This window comes from Escherichia sp. WS2035 (genome assembly GCF_046487065.1).
GTDB classification, from domain to species: Bacteria; Pseudomonadota; Gammaproteobacteria; order Enterobacterales; family Enterobacteriaceae; genus Escherichia; species Escherichia coli.
Map to the genome: position 1 here is coordinate 196900 of NZ_JBJQKD010000002.1, position 26370 is coordinate 223269.

The 26370-nt window shown below is 50.1% G+C and carries 21 protein-coding genes and 1 pseudogene; 15 read left to right on the forward strand and 7 right to left on the reverse strand.

Annotation, left to right across the window (positions count from 1 at the left end; genetic code table 11):
- Window positions 1-7 precede the first annotated feature (7 nt).
- The 4 genes from fruA (at window position 8) to ACJHX4_RS05705 (ending at window position 5366) form a co-directional block, all read left to right on the forward strand.
- Entirely contained in the window at window positions 8-1699 is a 1692-nt protein-coding gene (fruA, locus tag ACJHX4_RS05690) for a PTS fructose transporter subunit IIBC (protein ID WP_000854422.1), read from the forward strand.
- A gap of 455 nt (window positions 1700-2154) precedes the next feature.
- Window positions 2155-3096 (forward strand): pseudouridine kinase, encoded by a 942-nt coding sequence (locus ACJHX4_RS05695; RefSeq protein WP_001207098.1) that lies wholly within the window; start codon window positions 2155-2157, stop codon window positions 3094-3096.
- Window positions 3084-4022: a pseudouridine-5'-phosphate glycosidase gene (gene psuG, locus ACJHX4_RS05700; protein ID WP_001293146.1), complete on the forward strand. Its 939-nt coding sequence runs from the start codon at window positions 3084-3086 to the stop codon at window positions 4020-4022. Before ACJHX4_RS05695 ends, psuG begins: the two co-directional genes overlap by 13 nt.
- Before the next feature lie 93 nt (window positions 4023-4115).
- Window positions 4116-5366 (forward strand): NupC/NupG family nucleoside CNT transporter, encoded by a 1251-nt coding sequence (locus tag ACJHX4_RS05705; RefSeq protein ID WP_000353897.1) that lies wholly within the window; start codon window positions 4116-4118, stop codon window positions 5364-5366.
- Window positions 5367-5432: 66 nt separating this feature from the next.
- On the opposite strand, the gene ACJHX4_RS05710 is transcribed toward ACJHX4_RS05705, so the two are convergent.
- A complete protein-coding gene (locus ACJHX4_RS05710) occupies window positions 5433-6131 on the reverse strand; it encodes a transcriptional regulator YeiL (protein WP_021533505.1) in 699 nt (232 codons plus the stop codon).
- A gap of 129 nt (window positions 6132-6260) precedes the next feature.
- On the opposite strand from ACJHX4_RS05710, the gene rihB reads away from it, so the two are divergent.
- Window positions 6261-7202, forward strand: a complete 942-nt coding sequence (rihB, locus tag ACJHX4_RS05715; RefSeq protein WP_000415422.1) for a ribosylpyrimidine nucleosidase — start codon at window positions 6261-6263, stop codon at window positions 7200-7202.
- Between the two features lie 99 nt (window positions 7203-7301).
- A pseudogene (locus tag ACJHX4_RS05720) lies at window positions 7302-7367 on the forward strand (hypothetical protein); the annotation flags it as partial.
- A gap of 102 nt (window positions 7368-7469) precedes the next feature.
- On the opposite strand, the gene ACJHX4_RS05725 reads toward ACJHX4_RS05720, so the two are convergent.
- From ACJHX4_RS05725 to ACJHX4_RS05735, 3 genes are all read right to left on the reverse strand, one after another.
- A complete protein-coding gene (locus ACJHX4_RS05725) occupies window positions 7470-8558 on the reverse strand; it encodes a sugar kinase (protein WP_000999817.1) in 1089 nt (362 codons plus the stop codon).
- Window positions 8559-8561: 3 nt separating this feature from the next.
- Window positions 8562-9419: a deoxyribonuclease IV gene (gene nfo / locus ACJHX4_RS05730; protein WP_000873880.1), complete on the reverse strand. Its 858-nt coding sequence runs from the start codon at window positions 9417-9419 to the stop codon at window positions 8562-8564.
- Window positions 9420-9492: 73 nt separating this feature from the next.
- Window positions 9493-10542: a YeiH family protein gene (locus tag ACJHX4_RS05735; RefSeq protein ID WP_000182056.1), complete on the reverse strand. Its 1050-nt coding sequence runs from the start codon at window positions 10540-10542 to the stop codon at window positions 9493-9495.
- Window positions 10543-10640: 98 nt separating this feature from the next.
- Between ACJHX4_RS05735 and yieE the strand changes: the two genes are divergently transcribed.
- The 3 genes from yieE (at window position 10641) to cirA (ending at window position 15479) form a co-directional block, all read left to right on the forward strand.
- Window positions 10641-11522, forward strand: coding sequence for a DNA-binding transcriptional regulator YeiE (gene yieE / locus ACJHX4_RS05740; protein ID WP_000548294.1), 882 nt, complete (start codon window positions 10641-10643; stop codon window positions 11520-11522).
- A gap of 204 nt (window positions 11523-11726) precedes the next feature.
- Complete coding sequence (lysP, locus tag ACJHX4_RS05745; RefSeq protein WP_000534384.1) at window positions 11727-13196, forward strand: lysine-specific permease; 1470 nt, start codon at window positions 11727-11729, stop codon at window positions 13194-13196.
- 291 nt (window positions 13197-13487) lie between these two features.
- Complete coding sequence (gene cirA, locus ACJHX4_RS05750; protein ID WP_000489277.1) at window positions 13488-15479, forward strand: catecholate siderophore receptor CirA; 1992 nt, start codon at window positions 13488-13490, stop codon at window positions 15477-15479.
- A 31-nt stretch (window positions 15480-15510) separates the two neighbouring features.
- Here the strand turns inward: cirA and yeiG are convergent, their stop codons facing one another.
- Window positions 15511-16347, reverse strand: coding sequence for an S-formylglutathione hydrolase (gene yeiG, locus ACJHX4_RS05755; RefSeq protein WP_000425450.1), 837 nt, complete (start codon window positions 16345-16347; stop codon window positions 15511-15513).
- 257 nt (window positions 16348-16604) lie between these two features.
- On the opposite strand from yeiG, the gene folE reads away from it, so the two are divergent.
- From folE to mglC, 6 genes are all read left to right on the forward strand, one after another.
- Window positions 16605-17273, forward strand: a complete 669-nt coding sequence (gene folE, locus ACJHX4_RS05760) for a GTP cyclohydrolase I FolE (protein WP_001139613.1) — start codon at window positions 16605-16607, stop codon at window positions 17271-17273.
- Window positions 17274-17289: 16 nt separating this feature from the next.
- Window positions 17290-18447 (forward strand): DUF418 domain-containing protein YeiB, encoded by a 1158-nt coding sequence (gene yeiB / locus ACJHX4_RS05765; RefSeq protein WP_000440900.1) that lies wholly within the window; start codon window positions 17290-17292, stop codon window positions 18445-18447.
- Window positions 18448-18588: 141 nt separating this feature from the next.
- Entirely contained in the window at window positions 18589-19629 is a 1041-nt protein-coding gene (gene galS, locus ACJHX4_RS05770; RefSeq protein WP_000628655.1) for an HTH-type transcriptional regulator GalS, read from the forward strand.
- Window positions 19630-19908: 279 nt separating this feature from the next.
- Window positions 19909-20907, forward strand: coding sequence for a galactose/glucose ABC transporter substrate-binding protein MglB (gene mglB / locus ACJHX4_RS05775; protein ID WP_001036964.1), 999 nt, complete (start codon window positions 19909-19911; stop codon window positions 20905-20907).
- 60 nt (window positions 20908-20967) lie between these two features.
- Window positions 20968-22488 (forward strand): galactose/methyl galactoside ABC transporter ATP-binding protein MglA, encoded by a 1521-nt coding sequence (mglA, locus tag ACJHX4_RS05780; RefSeq protein ID WP_000255034.1) that lies wholly within the window; start codon window positions 20968-20970, stop codon window positions 22486-22488.
- Between the two features lie 15 nt (window positions 22489-22503).
- Window positions 22504-23514, forward strand: coding sequence for a galactose/methyl galactoside ABC transporter permease MglC (mglC, locus tag ACJHX4_RS05785; RefSeq protein ID WP_001275112.1), 1011 nt, complete (start codon window positions 22504-22506; stop codon window positions 23512-23514).
- 242 nt (window positions 23515-23756) lie between these two features.
- On the opposite strand, the gene preA is transcribed toward mglC, so the two are convergent.
- Both preA and preT read right to left on the reverse strand, forming a co-directional pair.
- Window positions 23757-24992, reverse strand: coding sequence for an NAD-dependent dihydropyrimidine dehydrogenase subunit PreA (gene preA / locus ACJHX4_RS05790; protein ID WP_000956074.1), 1236 nt, complete (start codon window positions 24990-24992; stop codon window positions 23757-23759).
- On the reverse strand, window positions 24986-26224 hold the full coding sequence (preT, locus tag ACJHX4_RS05795) for an NAD-dependent dihydropyrimidine dehydrogenase subunit PreT (protein ID WP_001136339.1): 1239 nt from the start codon (window positions 26222-26224) through the stop codon (window positions 24986-24988). The genes preA and preT overlap by 7 nt, the downstream gene beginning before the upstream one ends.
- Window positions 26225-26370 lie beyond the last annotated feature (146 nt).

The following is a 26370-nucleotide window of genomic DNA, read 5'->3' on the forward strand; positions in this document are numbered from 1 at the left end:
AGGCATAATGAAAACGCTGCTGATTATTGACGCTAATCTCGGTCAGGCACGCGCCTATATGGCGAAGACCCTGCTGGGCGCGGCGGCGCGAAAAGCAAAACTGGAAATCATCGACAATCCGAACGACGCAGAAATGGCGATTGTTCTCGGTGATTTCATCCCGAATGACAGCGCGCTGAACGGTAAAAATGTCTGGCTGGGCGATATTTCCCGGGCAGTTGCGCACCCTGAGCTGTTCCTGAGTGAAGCCAAAGGCCATGCGAAACCTTACACTGCGCCGGTCGCTGCGACAGCACCGGTTGCTGCTAGCGGTCCGAAACGCGTAGTTGCGGTGACTGCTTGCCCGACTGGTGTAGCACACACCTTTATGGCGGCTGAAGCCATTGAAACCGAAGCGAAAAAACGTGGCTGGTGGGTGAAAGTTGAAACCCGTGGTTCTGTTGGCGCGGGTAATGCAATCACACCTGAAGAAGTCGCAGCAGCGGATCTGGTGATTGTGGCGGCAGATATCGAAGTGGATCTGGCGAAATTTGCTGGTAAACCGATGTATCGCACCTCTACCGGTCTGGCGCTGAAGAAAACTGCGCAGGAACTGGATAAAGCGGTTGCTGAAGCAACGCCGTATGAACCAGCGGGCAAAGCTCAAACAGCGACCACTGAAGGTAAGAAAGAGAGTGCAGGCGCTTACCGTCACTTGCTGACGGGCGTCTCTTACATGCTGCCGATGGTTGTTGCAGGTGGTCTGTGTATCGCGCTTTCTTTTGCTTTTGGTATCGAAGCGTTTAAAGAGCCGGGTACGTTGGCAGCGGCGCTGATGCAGATTGGTGGTGGTTCAGCCTTTGCGCTGATGGTGCCGGTACTGGCAGGTTATATTGCCTTCTCCATTGCCGATCGTCCGGGTCTCACGCCGGGTCTGATTGGCGGTATGCTGGCGGTTAGCACCGGTTCTGGCTTCATTGGCGGTATTATTGCGGGCTTCCTGGCGGGTTACATTGCGAAGTTAATCAGTACGCAACTGAAACTGCCACAGAGTATGGAGGCACTGAAACCGATCCTGATCATTCCGCTAATTTCCAGTCTGGTGGTCGGTCTGGCGATGATCTACCTAATCGGTAAACCGGTTGCTGGCATTCTCGATGGGTTGACTCACTGGCTGCAGACCATGGGGACTGCGAATGCGGTTCTGCTGGGGGCGATCCTCGGTGGCATGATGTGTACTGACATGGGCGGTCCGGTAAACAAAGCAGCGTACGCATTCGGTGTGGGTCTGCTGAGTACTCAAACCTATGGCCCGATGGCGGCGATTATGGCGGCAGGTATGGTGCCACCGCTGGCAATGGGTCTGGCAACAATGGTGGCGCGTCGTAAATTCGATAAAGCGCAGCAGGAAGGTGGCAAAGCCGCTCTGGTACTTGGTCTGTGCTTTATTTCGGAAGGTGCAATTCCGTTTGCTGCTCGTGATCCGATGCGTGTGCTACCGTGCTGTATCGTTGGTGGGGCGCTGACTGGCGCAATCTCAATGGCGATTGGTGCGAAACTGATGGCTCCGCACGGTGGTCTGTTTGTTCTGCTGATCCCTGGCGCTATTACGCCGGTATTGGGTTACCTGGTAGCAATTATTGCCGGTACGCTGGTGGCGGGTTTGGCCTATGCCTTCCTCAAACGCCCGGAAACACAAATAGTAGAAAAAAACGCATAATTTCTCTTCATCATCGGGGATGAGACATCTCTGCCCCGATGATGACAAACGCAAAATTGCCTGATGCGCTATGCTTATCAGACCTACATGAACCCTGCAATATATTGAATTTTTGCGCTTTTGTAGGTCGGATAAGGCGTTTACGCCACATCCAGCATGAACAAAGCGCGCATTGTCAACAATCTGAGGGCAGAAACATCTCTGCCCTTTTTCTTGCCTGCCATATTGTGTGTTACACATCACAACTTTCTCTTTTGTTGCTGCATAAATAGACAAATTTTGTGACCGCCTTCATATCTGGCCGATTTCGTTTTTTCTGATCGATTTACATTACGTTAAACATGCTTATTATGAACATGTGTTTAAATCTGAACACATGCTCTAATAGTCTTATTGACTGTAATGACTATTTTACCCAATTTCTTCGTTGGCAATTTATTGCCAGGGGGCGTGCTATGCGCGAAAAGGACTACATAGTAATTATTGGCTCGGCGAATATTGATGTGGCTGGGTATTCACATCATCCATTGAATTATGCGGATTCGAATCCCGGAAAAATTAAATTTACCCCAGGTGGCGTGGGAAGGAATATCGCTCATAATCTGGCGTTACTGGGGAAAAATGCCTGGCTTTTAAGTGCAGTAGGTGGTGATTTTTATGGGCAATCATTACTGGCGCAAACTAATCAATCCGGTGTTTATGTCGATAAATGCTTAATTGTTCCGGGTGAGAATACATCCAGCTATTTATCACTGCTCGATAATACAGGAGAAATGCTTGTCGCGATAAATGATATGAGTATTAGTGACTGTATTTCTGCAGAATTTCTTGCCCAGCATCAGGAGTTTATTCGCGGTGCAAAGGTTATTGTCGCGGATTGCAACCTTAGTGAAGAGGCGCTGGTCTGGGTTCTGGAAAATAGCGGGGAAACGCCTGTATTTATTGATCCGGTATCGGCATGGAAATGCGTCAAAATCCGCGATCATCTGAGCAAAATCCATACGTTAAAACCTAACCGTCTTGAAGCCGAAACGTTGAGCGGAATTGCACTTTCCGGACGTGAAGATGTCGCAAAGGTCGCCGCCTGGTTTCATCAACACGGCCTGAACCGCCTGGTGCTGAGCATGGGAGGGGATGGCGTTTACTACAGTGATATCAACGGTGAAAGTGGGTGGTCGGCCCCTATTAAAACGAATGTCATCAATGTTACTGGGGCAGGCGACGCCATGATGGCGGGGCTGGCCTCCTGTTGGGTAGACGGTATGCCGTTTATCGATTCTGTTCGATTTGCGCAGGGATGTTCGTCAATGGCACTTGCCTGTGAATATACCAACAACCCTGAATTATCAATTGCCAATGTTACATCGTTAGTGGAGAACACAGAATGTCTGAATTAACTCTGTCCCCTGAATTATTACAAATATCCGCTGAAGTACAGGATGCTTTAAAAAATAAAAAACCGGTTGTTGCGCTGGAATCGACCATAATTTCTCACGGAATGCCATTCCCACAAAATGCCCAAACCGCAATTGAAGTAGAAGAAACAATTCGTAAACAGGGCGCAGTACCAGCCACTATCGCCATTATTGGCGGTGTGATGAAAGTGGGCTTAAGTAAAGAAGAAATCGAATTGCTGGGCCGTGAAGGACATAACGTGACGAAAGTTAGTCGTCGTGATTTACCTTTTGTCGTTGCTGCAGGGAAAAATGGCGCGACTACCGTTGCATCAACCATGATTATTGCAGCACTGGCTGGGATTAAAGTTTTTGCAACCGGAGGTATTGGTGGTGTGCATCGCGGAGCGGAACATACCTTCGATATTTCTGCCGATTTACAGGAACTGGCAAATACCAATGTCACTGTTGTTTGTGCGGGGGCAAAATCTATTCTCGATTTAGGATTAACAACAGAATATTTAGAAACCTTCGGTGTACCGTTAATTGGTTATCAGACAAAAGCGCTGCCTGCGTTTTTCTGCCGAACCAGCCCATTTGATGTCAGCATTCGTCTCGACAGTGCCCGCGAAATTGCTCGCGCGATGGCAGTGAAGTGGCAAACCGGTTTGAACGGCGGCCTGGTGGTAGCGAACCCGATCCCGGAACAGTTTGCGATGCCAGAAGAAACCATCAATGCAGCAATTGATCAAGCCGTTGCTGAAGCCGAAGAACAGGGTGTTATTGGGAAAGAGAGTACACCGTTCCTGCTGGCGCGTGTTGCGGAGCTAACCGGCGGTGATAGCCTGAAATCCAATATTCAACTGGTCTTTAATAACGCCATTCTGGCGAGCGAAATTGCCAAAGAATATCAGCGTCTCGTGGGTTAATTTCTGGTGGGCAGAAAGCCGTCGCCCGTACTCATCAAACATACCAAAACCTGGCGCTGACGCCGGGTTTACTGGCATGAAGGGAAAATCATTATGGATATAATGAGAAGTGTTGTGGGGATGGTGGTATTGCTGGCAATTGCCTTTGTGTTGTCGGTAAATAAAAAGAGCATCAGCTTGCGCACGGTTGGGGCTGCGCTGCTGCTGCAAATTGCCATTGGTGGCATCATGCTCTATTTTCCCCCGGGAAAATGGGCAGTAGAGCAGGCGGCATTAGGCGTCCATAAAGTGATGTCCTACAGTGACGCAGGAAGTGCCTTTATTTTTGGTTCGCTGGTCGGTCCCAAAATGGATGTTCTGTTTGACGGTGCGGGCTTTATCTTCGCCTTTCGCGTACTCCCGGCGATTATTTTCGTTACCGCGCTTATCAGCTTGCTGTACTACATTGGCGTAATGGGGCTGCTGATTCGTATTCTTGGCAGTATTTTTCAGAAAGCCCTCAACATCAGCAAAATCGAATCTTTTGTCGCAGTCACCACTATCTTCCTCGGGCAAAATGAGATCCCGGCGATCGTTAAACCTTTTATTGATCGCATGAATCGCAACGAGCTATTTACGGCTATTTGTAGCGGCATGGCGTCTATTGCGGGTTCGATGATGATTGGCTATGCCGGAATGGGCGTGCCGATTGACTATTTGTTAGCCGCTTCGCTGATGGCTATTCCTGGCGGTATCCTGTTTGCACGTATTCTTAGTCCGGCGACGGAACCTTCGCAAGTTACGTTTGAAAATCTGTCGTTTAGCGAAACACCGCCAAAAAGCATTATTGAAGCTGCGGCGAACGGTGCAATGACCGGGCTGAAAATCGCCGCCGGTGTGGCGACGGTGGTAATGGCATTTGTGGCGATCATTGCGCTGATCAACGGCATTATTGGTGGAGTTGGCGGCTGGTTTGGTTTTGCCAATGTCTCTCTGGAAAGCATTTTCGGCTATGTGCTGGCCCCGTTGGCATGGATTATGGGGGTGGACTGGAGTGATGCAAATCTTGCCGGAAGTTTGATTGGGCAGAAATTGGCGATTAATGAGTTTGTTGCTTATCTCAATTTCTCGCCCTATCTGCAAACGAGCGGCACGCTGGATGTCAAGACCATTGCCATTATCTCGTTCGCCCTCTGTGGGTTTGCTAACTTTGGTTCTATCGGTGTTGTCGTTGGAGCGTTTTCGGCTATTTCGCCAAAACGCGCGCCGGAAATCGCCCAGCTTGGTTTACGGGCGCTGGCGGCGGCGACGCTTTCCAACCTGATGAGCGCGACCATTGCCGGGTTCTTTATTGGTTTAGCTTGAGTTTCATTGCCGGATGTACGCCTTATTAAGCGTTGCATCCGGCAATCGCACTATTGCCAATAATTTTTACTGCATCATCCCGGAGAATTTATTCTCCGGGTCCATCTCCAGCGCCAGTCCTGACAACTGCTTTCTGTTTTTAATGAGATACCCTTTCTTGCTTTTAATTAATAAACCGTCATTAATGAATTGCGCGAGAACATATAAAAGATGTCGATAAGAAACGCCTAAATACTCTGCCGCTTGCGTATGCTTTTCGTGATAAAGATCACCTTCCTGCGAGAGTAATATAAAAGCTGCCAGGCGATTCACTAACGGAAATGATTGATTCTGAGTTAAAGAAACAATATTACGATAATTTTTATGACTTAAGGTGACGCAGAGTTTTCGTAAAAATAGCGTGTCGTTTAATAACAGCGGGCGGTAATGCTTCATAGGGAGCGCAAGGCACCAACACTCTTCAATAGCCTGCACTGCACGCGGTTCATGGTCTTTGTCGATTAACTCAATCTCGCCAATAAAACAGGGCGCGGCAAAGAAATCGATCAGCGACACGCGACTATTAGCAAGCGTGACGTAAAGCCTGGCGCGGCCTCGCGTCAGGTAAAACAGCCAGGACGGCTGTTGCCCTTCCTGCACAATGTAGTCACGCGCTAAAAAATGAAACAGCCGCGTATCGGCTGAAACATCCGTTGAAAAGCAATCCTTAAACGCAGATTCACTCATCAATTGCTGCTTAAGATCATTATTGTGGATTTCTTTCACGATGTTTATCCGCTATGAGATTTCTCATATTTAGCATACGTACGCTGTTGTTAAGATTCAATCATCGGCCAGGTCGAATTTTCTTTGCTGTAGAAACAATAACGCAACTGGAAACAGAGGAAATAAACAATGGAAAAGAGAAAAATTATTCTGGATTGTGATCCGGGTCATGATGATGCTATTGCTATAATGATGGCGGCGAAACATCCTGCGATTGATTTATTAGGTATCACCATTGTAGCGGGTAATCAAACCCTCGATAAAACATTAATTAATGGCCTGAATGTTTGCCAGAAACTGGAGATTAATGTTCCGGTTTATGCGGGGATGCCGCAGCCCATTATGCGTCAACAAATTGTTGCCGATAATATTCACGGTGAAACCGGACTGGATGGCCCGGTATTCGAGCCGCTGACCCGCCAGGCAGAAAACACTCATGCGGTGAAATATATCATCGATACCCTTATGGCAAGCGATGGCGATATCACTCTGGTGCCGGTTGGTCCGTTGTCAAACATCGCGGTGGCAATGCGTATGCAACCCGCGATCCTGCCGAAAATCCGTGAAATTGTTCTGATGGGCGGCGCTTATGGTACTGGCAACTTCACCCCATCTGCTGAGTTCAATATCTTTGCTGACCCGGAAGCCGCACGCGTGGTGTTCACCTCCGGCGTTCCATTAGTGATGATGGGCCTCGATCTTACCAACCAGACCGTTTGCACCCCGGACGTGATTGCTCGGATGGAAAGGGCTGGCGGCCCTGCGGGAGAGCTGTTCAGCGACATCATGAACTTCACTCTCAAAACGCAGTTCGAAAACTACGGCCTGGCTGGCGGCCCGGTGCACGACGCCACCTGCATCGGTTATTTGATTAACCCTGATGGCATTAAAACCCAGGAGATGTACGTCGAAGTGGACGTTAACAGTGGCCCTTGCTATGGGCGTACCGTCTGCGACGAGTTGGGCGTTCTTGGCAAGCCCGCCAATACCAAAGTCGGCATCACTATTGATACAGACTGGTTCTGGGGATTAGTCGAAGAGTGCGTACGCGGCTACATCAAAACCCATTAAGTGTTGATAACAAGCCGGGTCAGTATCGCAAGATGCAGGCCCGGCTATTTATGATGGGCAGAGAGCCGTCGCCCAAAATGACATGAAGAGATAATAACTATGGATGTCATGAGAAGTGTTCTGGGAATGGTGGTATTGCTGGCTATTGCGTTTTTGCTGTCAGTAACCTGATGAGTGCTACTATTGCAGGATTCTTTATTGGTTTAGCGTAGTGCGCAATTTATGAGCCGGATAAGATGCGGTCAAGCGTCGAATCCGGCAACATTGTTACACCATTGGCACTAATGAAAGCGCGTTATCGGCAGACAGGGTAGGGTTGTTTAAGCTGCCGCTGGCACGCGAAATTGCCGCGCAGGCTATCGCAAAACGGGCGCTGTCGCGGAAACTGTATCCTTCAAGAAAGCTATATACCAGGCCCGCCATAAAACCATCGTCAGCACCAAAACTGTCTACTGTCGTATGCGCTGGTGCGGTCAGCAAAAATTGTTCTCCATCCTTATCGCTGCAAAATACAGATTCATCTTTCAGATAAACAAAAATGCGTTTAACACCTTGTTGATGCAGCGAATTTACAGCTCTGATGCGATCGTTGTCGTCTTTAATCGGTTGCCCCCACAAAATTTCCAGTTCATTTTGTGTTGGTTTCAGAGTGTGGATCCGGCTGTACCAGTTTTTTACTTTGTTCGCTTTAAATTCGGAAACGGTATCGACAAACATCGGAATTTCATCAGCAATGGTAAAGACCCACTCCAGGGCTTCAGGTGTGAGATTACAATCAGCCAGCACCACACCAGCATGGCGAATCAAGTCCCGTGAAGTATTGAGCAGTTGAGGCGTTAGCTGTTGCAGAATGTGTGTGTCATTGATTGCCAGGATAGTTTCTTCCTGCTTATTAGCGATAGCGAGATAAGTTGCAGTGCTGTGTCCATGCAGACGAATGCAGTTTGAAACGTTCACGCCCGCGCGGCGCGTTTCTTCCAGTAATGTCTCGCCGTAAAAATCGTTGCCAATAGCTGAAATTAAATGCACATCCCGACCAAGCAGAGCCAGGTTATGCGCGATATTACGTCCGACGCCGCCTGCGGAACAGTGAACAGAACCTGGATGAGAGGCTGCTTGCGGGTAACGGATATCCGCCATTCCGCGAATATCCATATTGATTGCACCCACAACCACACAGTAATCCTGCTCGGTAAGGATATATCCTTTGCCTTTAATCAAACCCTTGCGCATCAAATCCATAATATGAGCGGCAACACGTGAGCGGCTGATTTGCAGAATATCGGCGATTTCATTCTGTTGAATCAGCGGGTTACGCCGTAAAATTTTAAGAATCTGTTTTTCCCTGTCGTTCATCGATCAGGCCACCGCTTTTTCAGTTTGTTGCGCTTTCAGCCAGGCGATCTCTTCTGCCCAGATATCCGGGTTGATGGTTTCAAGGATCAGCGGAATGCCGTCGAAACGGTCGTCCTGCATGATCCAGCGGAACGCATCATGACCGATATTGCCTTCGCCGAGGCTATGATGACGGTCAACGCGGCTGCCAAAGGTGCTTTTCGCATCGTTGAGGTGCATCCCGCGCAGATACTTAAAGCCTACAATACGGGCAAAATCAGCGAACGTTTTCTCGCATTCGGCAGGAGTACGCAAATCATACCCGGCAGCGAAAGCATGGCAGGTATCAATGCAGACGCCGACGCGGGATTTATCTTCCACGCCGTCGATAATCGCCGCGAGATGTTCGAATTTAAACCCTAAGTTACTGCCCTGACCGGCGGTGTTTTCAATCACCGCGGTGACACCTTGAGTTTTATCCAGCGCAATGTTGATGGATTCGGCAATACGCGCAAGGCAATCCTCTTCTGAAATCTGCATCAGATGGCTGCCAGGGTGGAAGTTGAGCAAAGAAAGCCCCAGCTGTTCGCAACGCTGCATTTCATCTATAAAGGCATCGCGCGATTTTTCCAGAGCTTCAGCAACCGGATGTCCGAGGTTAATCAGATAACTGTCGTGGGGAAGAATTTGCGCCGATGTGTAGTGATATTTTTCACAGGCGGCTTTGAATTCATCGATGGTTTGCGTCGTGAGCGGTGCGGCACGCCACTGACGTTGGTTTTTGGTGAACAAGGCAAACGCGGTTGCGTCGATTTCGGCGGCGCGAATTGCGGCATTTGCCAGACCGCCAGCAGCACTAACGTGCGCTCCAATGTATTTCATGCGAGGACTCCTGTTAAACCCGCTGGAGGAAAACGGTAATGATAGCGGGTTAACAGGAGCAAGATGTAGTGGTTTATGCGATGACGCTTTGAATCACATAGTTAATCGCACCACCACCAACAATCAGCCAGGCAAACAGTACCAGTGCCATCAGCAGAGGTTTCGCCCCGGCTTTTTTCAGCGCGCTGACGTGAGTGGTCAGACCCAGCGCCGCCATCGCCATTGCCAGCAGGAAGGTATCCAGCGTTACCAGCATGTTCACCACGCTCTGCGGTAACAGGTGGAACGAGTTAAAGATGGCAACGACGATGAACAAGATGGCAAACCACGGAATAGTGATTTTGCTTTTCTCGCCGCTGTTCGTCCCAGACAGCTGTTTAACACGCGCCGCCAGCAGGATGAGGAACGGAGCCAGCATCATCACGCGCAGCATTTTGGAAATAACTGCTGCGTTTTCTGCATCCGGGCTGATGGCATGACCTGCCGCCACCACCTGCGCCACTTCGTGCACAGTAGAACCAATGTAGATACCGAAAGTTTCCGGACTAAACCATTGAGACATCAGCGGATATATCGCCGGGTAGAGGAAAATCGCGACGGTCCCGAAGATAACAACGGTTGCAACAGCCACGGTTACTTTACTGGCTTCTGCTTTCACTACCGGCTCAGTCGCCAGTACCGCGGCAGCACCACAGATACTGCTACCGGCACCGATCAACCAGCTGGTGTGCTTATCCAGACCAAACACTTTCTGCCCCAGGAAGCAAGCCAGCAGGAAGGTACTGGACAGCGTCAACACGTCAATGATGATCCCACTGATACCGACATCGGCAATTTGCGAGAACGTCAGACGGAAGCCATAAAGAATGATACCCAGACGTAATAAATATTGCTTGGCAAACAGCACACCACCGTCACAGCTTTTCCAGATGTGCGGGTAAATGGTGTTGCCTAAAACCATCCCCAACAAGATTGCGAGGGTGAGGGCACTAAACCCGGCACCCGCAACCGCGGGAATGGAACCACCCCACAGGGCGACCCCGGTGATAACTGCACTCAGGGCTAACCCCGGAATAAAATGCCACAGTGTACGATGTTGTTTCTGTAAGGTGATATTCGTCATAACCCTCTCCTTTAACCGGGCATAAGGTTACGACTAACTGGTTTAAAAATAAAATTGATTATATATTTATAATTAATCTTTATAAGTGGTAAGCGACTATGCACATCACCCTCCGGCAGTTGGAAGTTTTTGCAGAAGTATTGAAAAGTGGATCAACCACCCAGGCGTCGGTGATGCTGGCGTTGTCGCAATCAGCAGTGAGCGCAGCCTTGACCGACCTGGAAGGGCAGCTTGGCGTTCAACTGTTTGATCGCGTGGGGAAAAGACTGGTTGTTAATGAACACGGGCGGCTGCTCTATCCGCGAGCGTTGGCACTGCTTGAACAGGCGGTTGAAATCGAACAACTGTTTCGCGAAGACAACGGCGCGATTCGTATCTATGCCAGTAGTACCATCGGTAACTACATTCTACCTGCAGTTATCGCCCGTTATCGCCATGATTATCCGCAGTTGCCGATTGAACTTAGCGTTGGGAATAGCCAGGACGTGATGCAAGCGGTGCTGGATTTCCGCGTTGATATTGGCTTTATTGAAGGACCGTGCCACAGCACTGAAATCATTTCTGAACCGTGGCTGGAAGACGAGCTGGTGGTTTTCGCCGCGCCGACTTCGCCGTTGGCTCGTGGTCCGGTCACCTTAGAACAGCTGGCCGCTGCGCCGTGGATCCTGCGTGAACGCGGTTCCGGCACGCGGGAGATTGTCGATTATCTGTTGCTGTCACATTTACCGAAGTTTGAGATGGCGATGGAATTAGGTAACTCCGAGGCAATCAAACATGCGGTGCGTCATGGGTTGGGAATTAGTTGCCTGTCGCGACGGGTGATTGAAGATCAATTGCAGGCAGGCACATTAAGTGAAGTTGCGGTCCCTCTGCCGCGCCTGATGCGTACGTTGTGGCGTATACATCATCGGCAAAAACACCTTTCCAACGCGCTACGGCGCTTTCTGGACTATTGCGATCCCGCGAATGTACCGCGTTAAGGTGCTGTACAAGAACATGCTGGTGCTGTGTCGATTTCGTGACGCAGCGCCCTCAGCATGCATTCGCCAGAAAAGAGATTGGCTGCTTTACTTATAATCCCTGGGCGATCATGAAGGTGTCTTATAACCGTGTATTTCTGCCGGAAGGATTGCCAATCGTCTGCTACAATCGCGCCTCATTTTTAAGATGGATAGCATTTTTGTATGGGTTCCGAAACTAAAACTACAGAAGCGCCGGGCTTACGCCGTGAATTGAAGGCGCGTCACCTGACGATGATTGCCATTGGCGGTTCCATCGGTACAGGTCTTTTTGTTGCCTCTGGCGCAACGATTTCTCAGGCAGGTCCGGGCGGGGCATTGCTCTCGTATATGCTGATTGGCCTGATGGTTTACTTCCTGATGACCAGTCTCGGTGAACTGGCTGCATATATGCCGGTTTCCGGTTCGTTTGCCACGTACGGTCAGAACTATGTTGAAGAAGGCTTTGGCTTCGCGCTGGGCTGGAACTACTGGTACAACTGGGCGGTGACTATTGCCGTTGACCTGGTTGCAGCACAGCTGGTCATGAGCTGGTGGTTCCCGGATACACCGGGCTGGATCTGGAGTGCGTTGTTCCTCGGCGTTATCTTCCTGTTGAACTACATCTCTGTTCGCGGCTTTGGTGAAGCGGAATACTGGTTCTCACTGATCAAAGTCACGACAGTTATTGTCTTTATCATCGTTGGCGTGCTGATGATTATCGGTATCTTCAAAGGCGCGCAGCCTGCGGGCTGGAGCAACTGGACAATCGGCGAAGCGCCGTTTGCTGGTGGTTTTGCGGCGATGATCGGCGTAGCTATGATTGTCGGCTTCTCTTTCCAGGGAACCGAGCTGATCGGTATTGCTGCAGGCGAGTCCGAAGATCCGGCGAAAAACATTCCACGCGCGGTACGTCAGGTATTCTGGCGAATCCTGTTGTTCTATGTGTTCGCGATCCTGATTATCAGCCTGATTATTCCGTACACCGATCCGAGCCTGCTGCGTAACGATGTTAAAGACATCAGCGTCAGTCCGTTCACCCTGGTGTTCCAGCACGCGGGTCTGCTCTCTGCGGCGGCGGTGATGAACGCAGTTATTCTGACGGCGGTGCTGTCAGCGGGTAACTCCGGTATGTATGCGTCTACTCGTATGCTGTACACCCTGGCGTGTGACGGTAAAGCGCCGCGCATTTTCGCTAAACTGTCGCGTGGTGGCGTGCCGCGTAATGCGCTGTATGCGACGACGGTGATTGCCGGTTTGTGCTTCCTGACCTCCATGTTTGGCAACCAGACGGTATACCTGTGGCTGCTGAACACCTCCGGGATGACGGGTTTTATCGCCTGGCTGGGGATTGCCATTAGCCACTATCGTTTCCGTCGCGGGTACGTATTGCAGGGACACGACATTAACGATCTGCCGTACCGTTCAGGTTTCTTCCCACTGGGGCCGATCTTCGCATTCATTCTGTGTCTGATTATCACTTTGGGCCAGAACTACGAAGCGTTCCTGAAAGATACCATTGACTGGGGCGGCGTAGCGGCAACGTATATTGGTATCCCGCTGTTCCTGATTATTTGGTTCGGCTATAAGCTGATTAAAGGAACTCACTTCGTACGCTACAGCGAAATGAAGTTCCCGCAGAACGATAAGAAATAAGTTTCCTCCCTTCCTTGCTAAGCCCTCTCAACCGAGAGGGCTTTTTCAATTCCATTTCCCTGACAAATCATGCGGATATAAAATTTAACATTTGGATTGATAATTGTTATCGTTTGCATTATCGTTACGCCGCAATCAAAAAAGGCTGACAAATCAGAGGCTGTTCCGGCTTTCTGGGATGATCACCTGCATACAAATAAGTCCACCGCGATGCTGCCGTACGCAAGGGGACGTAAAGAAGATGTGAGCGATACCCATTTTATTTTCGTAGTTACCTCATGGAGATATGGAATGTTTAGGTTGAACCCTTTCGTACGGGTCGGGCTGTGTTTGTCCGCTATTTCTTGTGCATGGCCTGTGTTAGCGGTCGATGATGATGGCGAAACGATGGTTGTCACTGCATCTTCCGTTGAACAAAACCTTAAAGATGCTCCCGCCAGTATCAGCGTCATTACCCAGGAAGACCTGCAGCGAAAACCGGTACAGAATCTGAAGGATGTCCTCAAAGAAGTGCCTGGCGTACAACTGACGAACGAAGGGGATAACCGTAAGGGCGTAAGTATTCGTGGTCTGGACAGCAGCTACACCCTGATTCTTGTCGACGGTAAACGCGTTAACTCCCGCAATGCCGTCTTCCGCCACAATGATTTCGATCTGAACTGGATCCCGGTCGATTCCATCGAACGTATTGAAGTGGTCCGTGGCCCGATGTCGTCGCTGTACGGTTCCGATGCGCTCGGCGGTGTAGTGAATATCATCACCAAAAAAATCGGTCAGAAATGGTCGGGCACCGTTACCGTCGATACCACCGTTCAGGAACATCGCGATCGCGGTGATACCTATAACGGTCAGTTCTTTACCAGCGGACCATTAATTGACGGCGTGCTGGGAATGAAAGCTTACGGCAGCCTGGCAAAACGTGAAAAGGATGACCCGCAAAACTCAACGACCACCGATACCGGAGAAACGCCGCGTATTGAAGGATTCTCCAGCCGCGACGGCAATGTCGAATTTGCCTGGACACCGAATCAAAATCACGATTTTACTGCCGGATACGGTTTCGACCGTCAGGATCGTGATTCCGACTCGCTGGACAAAAACCGCCTGGAACGCCAGAACTACTCCGTCAGCCATAATGGGCGTTGGGATTACGGCACCAGCGAACTGAAATACTACGGTGAGAAAGTCGAGAACAAAAACCCTGGCAACAGCAGCCCGATAACTTCCGAAAGCAATACGGTCGACGGCAAATACACGTTGCCGCTGACGGCGATTAATCAGTTTCTCACGGTTGGCGGTGAATGGCGTCACGACAAACTTAGCGATGCGGTGAACCTGACCGGGGGAACCAGCTCCAAAACGTCTGCCAGCCAGTACGCGCTGTTTGTGGAAGATGAATGGCGGATCTTCGAGCCGCTGGCGCTGACGACCGGCGTGCGTATGGACGATCACGAAACCTACGGTGAACACTGGAGTCCGCGTGCCTACCTGGTTTATAACGCCACCGACACCGTAACGGTGAAAGGGGGCTGGGCGACGGCATTTAAAGCACCTTCTCTGTTGCAACTTAGCCCTGACTGGACGAGCAATTCCTGCCGTGGCGCATGTAAGATTGTGGGTAGCCCGGATCTGAAACCAGAAACCAGCGAAAGTTGGGAACTGGGGCTTTACTACATGGGCGAAGAAGGCTGGCTGGAAGGGGTTGAATCCAGCGTTACCGTTTTCCGTAACGATGTGAAAGATCGTATCAGCATTAGCCGTACGTCTGACGTCAACGCTGCACCGGGCTACCAAAACTTTGTCGGTTTTGAGACGGGCGCTAACGGACGGCGCATACCGGTATTTAGCTACTACAACGTTAACAAAGCACGTATTCAGGGCGTGGAAACCGAACTGAAAATTCCGTTCAACGATGAATGGAAACTGTCGATCAACTACACCTACAACGATGGTCGTGATGTCAGCAACGGCGAAAACAAACCGCTATCCGATCTGCCGTTCCATACTGCTAACGGTACGCTGGACTGGAAACCGCTGGCGCTGGAAGACTGGTCATTCTATGTTTCTGGTCACTATACCGGGCAGAAACGCGCCGACAGCGCGACGGCTAAAACACCGGGCGGTTATACCATCTGGAATACCGGCGCGGCCTGGCAGGTGACTAAAGACGTCAAACTGCGTGCAGGCGTGCTGAACCTTGGCGACAAGGATCTCAGTCGTGACGACTACAGCTATAACGAAGACGGACGTCGTTACTTTATGGCAGTGGATTATCGCTTCTGATGAGAAGATGCCCGGCGAACCGGGCGGACTTTCACTTCAGTAAATACTGCGCATGGAAGCGCAGGTGATCCTCTATAAAAGAGGCGATGAAGTAGTAACTGTGATCATATCCCGGCTGAATACGCAGCGTCATCGGCCACGCTTTCTGGCGCGCGGCTTCTGCCAGTACTGCAGGTTGCAGTTGGTCAGCAAGAAACTGATCATTATCACCCTGATCAATAAGCGTCGGGATTGCATCCTGCGCGTTACTGGCATACATCAACGCGCAACTGTCCCATTCCAGCCATGCATTTTTGTCCTCACCTAAATAAGTGCTAAACGCTTTGATTCCCCACGGGACGCTGCACGGATTCACAATTGGCGCAAAGGCGGAAACGCTGGTGTATTTACCCGGATTTTTCAGCGCCATAATCAGCGCGCCGTGACCACCCATGGAATGACCGCTAATAGCGCAGCGGTCGCTGACATTAAATTGCGACTGAATCAGTGCCGGTAATTCATCGCGCAGATAATCATACATCTGGTAATGCGTCGCCCACGGTGGTTGCGTGGCGTTAAGATAAAACCCCGCGCCCTGGCCTAAATCGTAGCCATCGTCGTTGGCAACCTGTTCGCCGCGCGGGCTGGTGTCTGGCATTACCAGTACAATCCCCAGTTCCGCCGCCACGCGCTGGGCACCCGCCTTGGTGGTGAAGTTCTCGTCATTGCAGGTTAATCCGGAAAGCCAGTACAGCACTGGTGGCGGGGTGTGATCACGAGGTGGTGGGAGAAAGATACTGAACGTCATCGGGCAGTTTAAGGTACTGGAGTCGTGTCGCCAGCGTTGCTGCCAGCCTTCAAAACAGCGGTGCTCTTCGAGCATTTCCATGCGTGGCTCCTTGTTGTGTTGTTTGCAATTTCTTCATCATACCGTTTATTCAATGTGCTGTGAGTAACTTTCACTTCCGTATTTGCATAACGATGTTTTAACATCTGCTGATGAAAGGCAGCGGCAATTACAATAATTATCGCTGTGAATACTGGATTATGTGCGCCGCCTCACGCACAATAATCAGGCTGTAAATCAGCTTAATAACTTTGCCCCCACGCAGGGCGGAGGCGTCACACCTGCAGGAGAAATCATAAATGCCATCACTCAGTAAAGAAGCGGCCCTGGTTCATGAAGCGTTAGTTGCGCGAGGACTGGAAACACCGCTGCGCCCGCCCGTGCATGAAATGGATAACGAAACGCGCAAAAGCCTTATTGCTGGTCATATGACCGAAATCATGCAGCTGCTGAATCTCGACCTGGCTGATGACAGTTTGATGGAAACGCCGCATCGCATCGCTAAAATGTATGTCGATGAAATTTTCTCCGGTCTGGATTACGCCAATTTCCCGAAAATCACCCTCATTGAAAACAAAATGAAGGTCGATGAAATGGTCACCGTGCGCGATATCACCCTGACCAGCACCTGTGAACACCATTTTGTTACCATAGATGGCAAAGCGACGGTGGCTTATATCCCGAAAGATTCGGTGATCGGTCTGTCAAAAATTAACCGCATCGTGCAGTTCTTTGCCCAGCGTCCGCAGGTGCAGGAACGTCTGACGCAGCAAATTCTCATTGCGCTACAAACGCTGCTGGGCACCAATAACGTGGCTGTCTCTATCGACGCGGTGCATTACTGCGTGAAAGCGCGTGGCATCCGCGACGCAACCAGTGCCACAACAACGACCTCTCTTGGTGGATTGTTCAAATCCAGTCAGAATACGCGCCACGAGTTTCTGCGCGCTGTGCGTCATCACAACTGATTAAAAGGCAGGAGCCATGGAGCGCAACGTCACGCTCGATTTTGTTCGCGGCGTCGCCATTCTGGGGATCCTGCTATTAAACATCAGCGCCTTTGGGCTACCAAAGGCGGCTTATCTCAATCCCGCCTGGTACGGCGCTATTACGCCGCAGGATGCATGGACCTGGGCATTTCTCGATCTCATCGGCCAGGTGAAATTCCTCACGCTTTTTGCGCTGCTGTTTGGTGCGGGCCTGCAAATGTTGCTGCCCCGTGGCAGACGCTGGATCCAGTCGCGGTTAACGCTGTTAGTCTTGCTGGGCTTTATTCACGGTTTATTGTTCTGGGACGGCGATATTCTGCTGGCTTACGGACTGGTGGGCTTAATCTGCTGGCGGCTGGTGCGCGATGCGCCATCGGTAAAAAGCCTGTTTAATACAGGCGTCATGCTTTATCTGGTGGGGCTTGGCGTTTTGCTGTTATTGGGGCTGATTTCCGACAGCCAGACCAGCCGCGCCTGGACGCCGGATGCATCGGCTATTTTGTATGAAAAATACTGGAAGCTTCACGGTGGTGTTGAAGCGATCAATAATCGTGCCGATGGTGTTGGCAACAGTTTACTGGCACTGGGCGCACAGTATGGCTGGCAACTGGCAGGGATGATGCTCATTGGTGCGGCGCTGATGCGCAGCGGCTGGCTGAAAGGGCAGTTCAGCTTACGTCACTATCGTCGTACTGGTTTTGTGCTGGTGGCGATTGGGGTGATCATTAACCTTCCTGCCATCGCCCTGCAATGGCAGCTGGACTGGGCGTATCGCTGGTGTGCCTTCTTACTTCAAATGCCGCGGGAACTGAGTGCGCCGTTTCAGGCGATTGGCTATGCGTCGCTGTTTTATGGCTTCTGGCCGCAATTAAGCCGCTTTAAGCTGGTGCTGGCAATCGCCTGTGTCGGACGGATGGCACTGACCAACTATCTATTGCAAACGCTGATTTGTACTACGCTTTTTTACCACCTCAGTTTGTTTATGCAGTTTGACCGTCTGGAGCTGCTGGCGTTTGTTATTCCGGTATGGCTGGCGAATATCTTCTTCTCTGTTATCTGGCTGCGTTACTTCCGCCAGGGGCCGGTGGAATGGCTCTGGCGTCAGTTAACTTTGCGTGCTGCCGGACCGACAATATCTAAAACATCAAGATAACGATCTGGATCACATTCGTTAACAAAACGGCTGTAACCGTTTCCATTGCTGTGACTCGATTCACGAAGTCCTGTATTCAGTGCTGACAAAATAGCCGCCAGCAAGCAGTCATTTACTGCAATCTCATAACAGGTAGTGAATATGATCACCATTCGTGATGTAGCGCGTCAGGCTGGCGTCTCTGTGGCAACGGTTTCCCGGGTGCTCAATAACAGCACGCTGGTCAGTGCCGACACGCGTGAAGCAGTAATGAAAGCTGTGAGTGAGCTGGATTATCGGCCAAACGCCAATGCCCAGGCGCTGGCAACTCAGGTTAGCGACACCATTGGCGTGGTGGTGATGGACGTTTCTGATGCTTTTTTCGGCGCGCTGGTAAAAGCGGTGGATCTGGTCGCCCAGCAGCATCAGAAATACGTGCTAATCGGCAATAGCTATCATGAAGCGGAAAAAGAGCGTCACGCCATTGAGGTGTTAATTCGCCAGCGTTGTAATGCGTTGATTGTTCACTCAAAAGCATTGAGTGACGATGAACTGGCACAATTTATGGATAACATTCCTGGTATGGTGTTAATCAACCGCGTTGTGCCGGGGTACGCCCATCGTTGCGTTTGCCTGGATAATCTCAGCGGTGCCCGAATGGCGACGCGCATGTTGCTGAATAACGGTCATCAACGTATTGGTTATCTTTCTTCCAGCCACGGCATTGAAGATGACGCCATGCGTAAAGCAGGCTGGATGAGTGCGTTGAAAGAGCAGGATATTATTCCGCCGGAAAGCTGGATTGGCACTGGTACGCCGGACATGCCGGGCGGTGAGGCGGCGATGGTTGAACTGCTGGGGCGCAATCTACAACTAACCGCTGTATTTGCTTATAACGACAATATGGCTGCTGGCGCACTGACAGCATTAAAAGATAATGGCATTGCGATTCCGCTACATCTCTCAATCATCGGTTTCGATGATATTCCCATCGCCCGTTACACCGACCCGCAATTAACGACCGTGCGTTATCCCATTGCTTCAATGGCTAAATTAGCTACCGAACTGGCCTTGCAGGGGGCAGCAGACAATATTGATCCTCGTGCCAGCCACTGTTTTATGCCGACGTTAGTGCGTCGCCATTCTGTCGCAACACGCCAGAATGCGGCGGCGATCACTAACTCAACAAATCAGGCGATGTAACCGCTTTCAATCTGTGAGTGATTTCACAGTATCTTAACAATGTGATGGCTATGATTGCACCGTTTTAACGTTGTAACCCATATGTAACAGTGAATAATCACTTTCACCGAGGTAATAGCGTCATAACAACAATTAAAGCCGTTTTCTGGAGCGTTACCGGGCATGGAAGAACGAATTTTAAAAAGTGAGCTTCGGCGTTCAGTAACACTTCATTAACTCTACTGCCCCGCCGAGCATTTATCTCAAGCACTACCCTGCATAAGAAAAACCGGAGATACCATGAATAAGAAGGTGTTAACCCTGTCTGCTGTGATGGCCAGCATGTTATTCGGTGCCGCTGCACACGCTGCTGATACTCGCATTGGTGTAACAATCTATAAGTACGACGATAACTTTATGTCTGTAGTGCGCAAGGCTATTGAGCAAGATGCGAAAGCCGCGCCAGATGTTCAGCTGCTGATGAATGATTCTCAGAATGACCAGTCCAAGCAGAACGATCAGATCGACGTATTGCTGGCGAAAGGGGTGAAGGCACTGGCAATCAACCTGGTTGACCCGGCAGCTGCGGGTACGGTGATTGAGAAAGCGCGTGGGCAAAACGTGCCGGTGGTTTTCTTCAACAAAGAACCGTCTCGTAAGGCGCTGGATAGCTACGACAAAGCCTACTACGTTGGCACTGACTCCAAAGAGTCCGGCATTATTCAGGGCGATTTGATTGCTAAACACTGGGCGGCGAATCAGGGTTGGGATCTGAACAAAGACGGTCAGATTCAATTCGTACTGCTGAAAGGTGAGCCGGGGCATCCGGATGCAGAAGCACGTACCACTTACGTGATTAAAGAATTGAACGACAAAGGCATTAAAACTGAACAGTTACAGTTAGATACCGCTATGTGGGATACCGCTCAGGCGAAAGATAAGATGGACGCCTGGCTGTCTGGCCCGAACGCCAACAAAATCGAGGTGGTTATCGCCAACAACGACGCGATGGCAATGGGCGCGGTAGAAGCACTGAAAGCACACAACAAGTCCAGCATTCCGGTGTTTGGCGTCGATGCGCTGCCAGAAGCGCTGGCGCTGGTGAAATCCGGTGCACTGGCGGGCACCGTACTGAACGATGCTAACAACCAGGCGAAAGCGACCTTTGATCTGGCGAAAAACCTGGCCGATGGCAAAGGTGCGGCTGATGGCACCAACTGGAAAATCGACAACAAAGTGGTCCGCGTACCTTATGTTGGCGTAGATAAAGACAACCTGGCTGAATTCAGCAAGAAATAAGACTGATTGGGCGCAGTCGTTTACTGCGCCCTTATTGTATGACCAACAAGGTAAAATTATATGGTCAGCTCAACGACTCCGTCATCAGGTGAATACTTGTTGGAAATGAGCGGTATCAACAAGTCTTTTCCTGGTGTTAAGGCACTTGATAACGTTAACTTAAAAGTCCGGCCACATTCTATCCATGCATTAATGGGGGAAAACGGTGCAGGAAAATCGACATTATTAAAATGCCTGTTTGGTATTTATCAAAAAGACTCCGGCACCATTTTATTCCAGGGTAAAGAGATCGATTTCCATTCCGCCAAAGAAGCACTGGAAAATGGTATTTCGATGGTACATCAGGAGTTAAACCTGGTATTACAACGTTCGGTGATGGACAACATGTGGCTGGGGCGATATCCCACCAAAGGCATGTTTGTCGATCAGGACAAAATGTACCGCGAAACCAAAGCGATTTTTGATGAACTGGATATTGATATCGATCCGCGTGCGCGCGTCGGTACATTATCTGTTTCGCAAATGCAGATGATCGAAATCGCCAAAGCGTTTTCCTATAACGCGAAAATTGTGATTATGGATGAACCGACTTCTTCGTTAACCGAAAAAGAGGTCAATCATCTGTTCACTATTATTCGTAAATTAAAAGAGCGCGGCTGCGGTATTGTTTATATCTCGCATAAAATGGAAGAAATCTTCCAGTTATGTGATGAAGTTACCGTATTGCGCGACGGTCAGTGGATCGCTACCGAACCGCTGGCAGGACTGACGATGGACAAAATCATCGCCATGATGGTTGGGCGTTCTCTTAACCAGCGTTTCCCTGACAAAGAAAACAAGCCGGGCGAAGTGATTCTGGAAGTGCGTAACCTGACGTCGCTGCGCCAGCCGTCGATTCGCGATGTCTCGTTTGATCTGCATAAAGGGGAGATCCTCGGTATTGCCGGTCTGGTGGGAGCGAAACGTACCGATATTGTTGAGACGTTATTTGGTATTCGCGAGAAATCGGCTGGCACCATTACGTTGCACGGCAAAAAGATCAATAACCATAATGCCAACGAAGCCATAAACCACGGATTTGCACTGGTAACTGAAGAGCGCCGCTCAACGGGAATTTATGCCTATCTGGATATTGGCTTTAACTCGTTAATTTCCAATATCCGCAACTATAAAAATAAAGTTGGTTTACTGGATAACTCGCGGATGAAAAGCGATACCCAGTGGGTGATTGATTCGATGCGGGTAAAAACACCGGGGCATCGGACGCAAATTGGTTCGCTCTCCGGTGGTAATCAGCAAAAAGTGATTATTGGTCGCTGGCTGTTAACGCAACCAGAAATATTAATGCTCGATGAACCGACGCGCGGTATTGATGTTGGGGCTAAGTTTGAGATTTATCAGTTAATTGCCGAACTGGCGAAGAAAGGCAAGGGGATTATTATTATCTCCTCCGAAATGCCAGAGTTGTTAGGGATAACAGACCGTATTCTGGTCATGAGCAATGGTCTCGTTTCCGGAATTGTCGATACAAAAACAACAACGCAAAGCGAAATTCTGCGTCTTGCGTCTTTGCACCTTTAAGATTAGGGGCTTCCCATGAGTGCGTTAAATAAGAAAAGTTTTCTTACTTACCTGAAAGAGGGCGGTATTTACGTCGTTCTTTTAGTTTTGCTGGCGATTATTATTTTCCAGGACCCAACATTTTTAAGTCTGTTGAACTTAAGTAATATTCTCACCCAGTCATCGGTGCGTATTATTATCGCGCTTGGTGTGGCAGGGTTAATTGTCACCCAGGGGACTGACCTTTCCGCAGGTCGCCAGGTGGGGCTGGCGGCAGTAGTAGCAGCGACGTTATTGCAGTCCATGGATAACGCCAACAAAGTGTTCCCGGAAATGGCGACGATGCCGATTGCGCTGGTTATTCTGATTGTCTGTGCCATTGGTGCGGTGATCGGTTTGATCAACGGCTTGATTATCGCCTATCTCAACGTGACGCCGTTCATTACCACGCTCGGTACGATGATTATCGTCTACGGCATTAACTCGCTCTATTACGACTTTGTCGGGGCGTCGCCAATTTCCGGTTTTGACAGTGGTTTCTCCACTTTTGCCCAAGGCTTTATTGCGCTGGGGAGTTTCCGTCTCTCTTACATCACCTTCTATGCGTTGATTGCGGTGGTGTTTGTCTGGGTGTTATGGAACAAAACCCGCTTCGGCAAGAACATTTTTGCCATTGGCGGTAACCCGGAAGCGGCGAAAGTATCTGGTGTCAACGTCGGCCTGAACCTGCTGATGATCTACGCGTTGTCTGGTGTGTTCTATGCCTTCGGCGGGATGTTAGAAGCCGGACGTATCGGCTCTGCCACCAACAACCTCGGCTTCATGTATGAGCTGGATGCTATCGCAGCGTGCGTGGTAGGCGGCGTATCGTTCAGCGGCGGTGTAGGGACGGTGATTGGCGTGGTGACCGGGGTGATTATTTTTACCGTCATCAACTATGGCCTGACGTACATCGGCGTAAACCCGTACTGGCAGTACATCATCAAAGGGGCAATTATTATCTTTGCCGTGGCGCTGGATTCACTGAAATACGCGCGTAAGAAATGATGTGAATGTGGTCCGCATTCGTTCATAAACGCACATAACATCATGATCTGTGTGGTTTTGTAGGCCGGATAAGGCGTTTACGCCGCATCCGGCGACAGGAGCCAAATGCCGGATGCAACGCTGGCGCGTTTTATCCGGCCTACAATGAGCACAACATACTGATTTATATTGTTTTGTATGCCGGGTAAGGCATTCACGCCGCATCTGGCGACAGGAACTAAATGCCGGATGCGTCGCTGGTTTTACAACGTTACCGGGTGTTCTTTCTCGCCTTTCTTAAACTTCACTTCCCCAAGATCAATACAACCTACCGGGCAGACGTGACCACAAAGCAGACAACCCACGCATTTCTCGGTATTACAATGCGGTGTGCGGGTTTTCTCGCTCCATTCCATCGCCTGGTGACCGCCGTCGTAACAGGAAATATAACAGCGTCCACAGCCAACACATTTATCAAGATTGATATGGGGATAGACAATATAACTGCGGTCTAAATCTTCCGCCGGGACAATATTGTGATTCGCCAGACCTACCATCTCCTGCAACGAATCAAACCCTTGATCGGCGAGATAATGCGACAACCCGCTTGCCATATCTTCCACTATCCGATACCCGTACTGCATAATGCCGGTGGTCACCTGCAACGTCGCTGAACCGAGCAATAAAAACTCCGCCGCATCTTCCCAGGTTTCAATGCCGCCGATACCGCTGATCGGGAAATCGCGCAGTTCTGGATGGGTGCGCATTTGCTGAATAAAGCGTAGGGCGATCGGTTTTACCGCTTTACCGGAATATCCGGAAATACTCGATTTACCGTTAACGATCGGCATACCAATTTTCTGATTAAGATCGATATTGGTGATGGATTTAACGGTGTTAATCGCCGCAATGCCATCTGCGCCGCCGCGCTTCGCCGCCAGCGCCACTTCGCACATATCACCAATATTCGGCGTCATCTTCGCCAGCATTGGCAGCGTGGAACCACGTTTTACTGCCCGACAATATTTTTCTACCAGCTCCGGGCTTTGCCCGACATCGCTACCCATCGCATGAGAAGTCATTTGCGGACAGGAGAAGTTACACTCGATCATATCCGCGCCAGCTTCTTGCACCAGACGCGCCAGCTCTTCCCATTGCTGCTCATTTTCGCCCATGATTGAAGCGATCAATACTTTGTCCGGGTAATCTTCTTTCAGCCGACGCAGGGCGGCCAGATTCTCTTCCAACGGATGTTCAGCAATCTGCTCCATATTTTTGAAGCCGATAAAACCGGTATCTTCTTTCACCAGATGATCAAAACGCGGCGAGACTTCGTTGGCGATAAAAAAACCGATCGTTTTAAACACCACGCCGCCCCAACCTGTGTCGTAGGCTTTGGCGCACATCTCATAGCAGTTGCCTACCGGCGAAGAAGAAAGGCAGAACGGGTTGGGAAACTTCACGCCGCAAAAAGTAATCGAAAGATCTTTCGTTAACATGAGCAAGCTCCCTCTAAATAGTGATGAATCGCCCCGGCGGCTTCTTTCCCGGTTTTCACTGCATAGACCACGGTTTTGTCACCCTCAACAATATCGCCAGCAGCAAAGACTTGCGGGTCGCGGGTCTGGTAATGTTGCGTTTCGATGGTGTTACGTTGCGGTTCCAGTGCGGAAAAAGCAGCAAGTTCGGCATGTTGACCTACAGCGAGAATAATTTTGTCCGCCGCTATCGTTAGTTCACCCGGTAAACGAACATGCTTAAAGGTGACTTTATTGCCTTCCACGGCTACTGGTGTAAATCCATCGATGATCGAAACGCCCAGCTCTCTGGCGCTGGTAAACTCTTTTTCGCTTGCCGGAAACTCATCTAACTCTTCACGCGCTACGCAGGTTACCGCCTGACAGCCGAGAACTTTCAGCGTGCTGGCTACGTCCATCGCGACATCACCGCCGCCGATAATTAATGCGCTTTGTTGAATGCTGATATCGCCTTGCGCCTGTCGTGCACGTTGCAGGAAGTCAACGGCAATCTCAACGTCGCTATGCTCAAACAGCGATAACCCGGAACCGCTCGATAACCCTACGGTGACCAGTACCGCGCGGTTTTCCGCTTTCAGCTGCTCCAGGGTGAGTGTTTTACCGATTTCGTTATTGCACTTAATGGTCACGCCCATTTTTTCTATACGGGCGATTTCTGCATCCAGCACCGATTGCGGTAACCGGAATTGCGGAATGCCGTTACGCAACCAGCCACCGGGTTGTGCTTCTTTCTCATAGATCGTGACGTCATAACCCTGGTTTGTCAGCGTCACACTGGCCTGCAATCCGGCAGGACCTGCGCCAATAATGGCGACTTTGCCGAGCGTTTTAGTACCGGGCTGATAAATTTCCATCCCAGTTTGTTGTTCAAAATCAGTAACAAAACGCTGTAAGCGACCGATATCAATGGGAGCATCAACACCGGCACGTGTACAACCGCTTTGGCATAATTTCTCCGTCGGGCACACTCTGGCACAAACGGCACCGAGGGCATTATTTTCGCGAATTGTCTCGGCAGCGCCTTTAAAATTACGAAAGTAGATTGAGCGAATAAATTTCCCCGGATCGGTCTGTGCCGGGCAAGCCTGACTACAGGGAGCGTCATGACATAATAAACAGCGAGAGGCTTCTTTAATCGCCAGTAAAGGCGTAAAAGCCGGAGTGAGTTCATCCAGATAATTTTGTTGCGGCATGTGATCTTCCTTAATGCTATGAGTAATTAAGGCGAACGCTAAATAAATATTGCGTGCTGATATTAAGGCTATGCGCGTGGGGAAATTTAAACTGTGAAAGGATTCACAAATAGCTGCGGTTCAGAATGTTATATCCGCAGCTTATT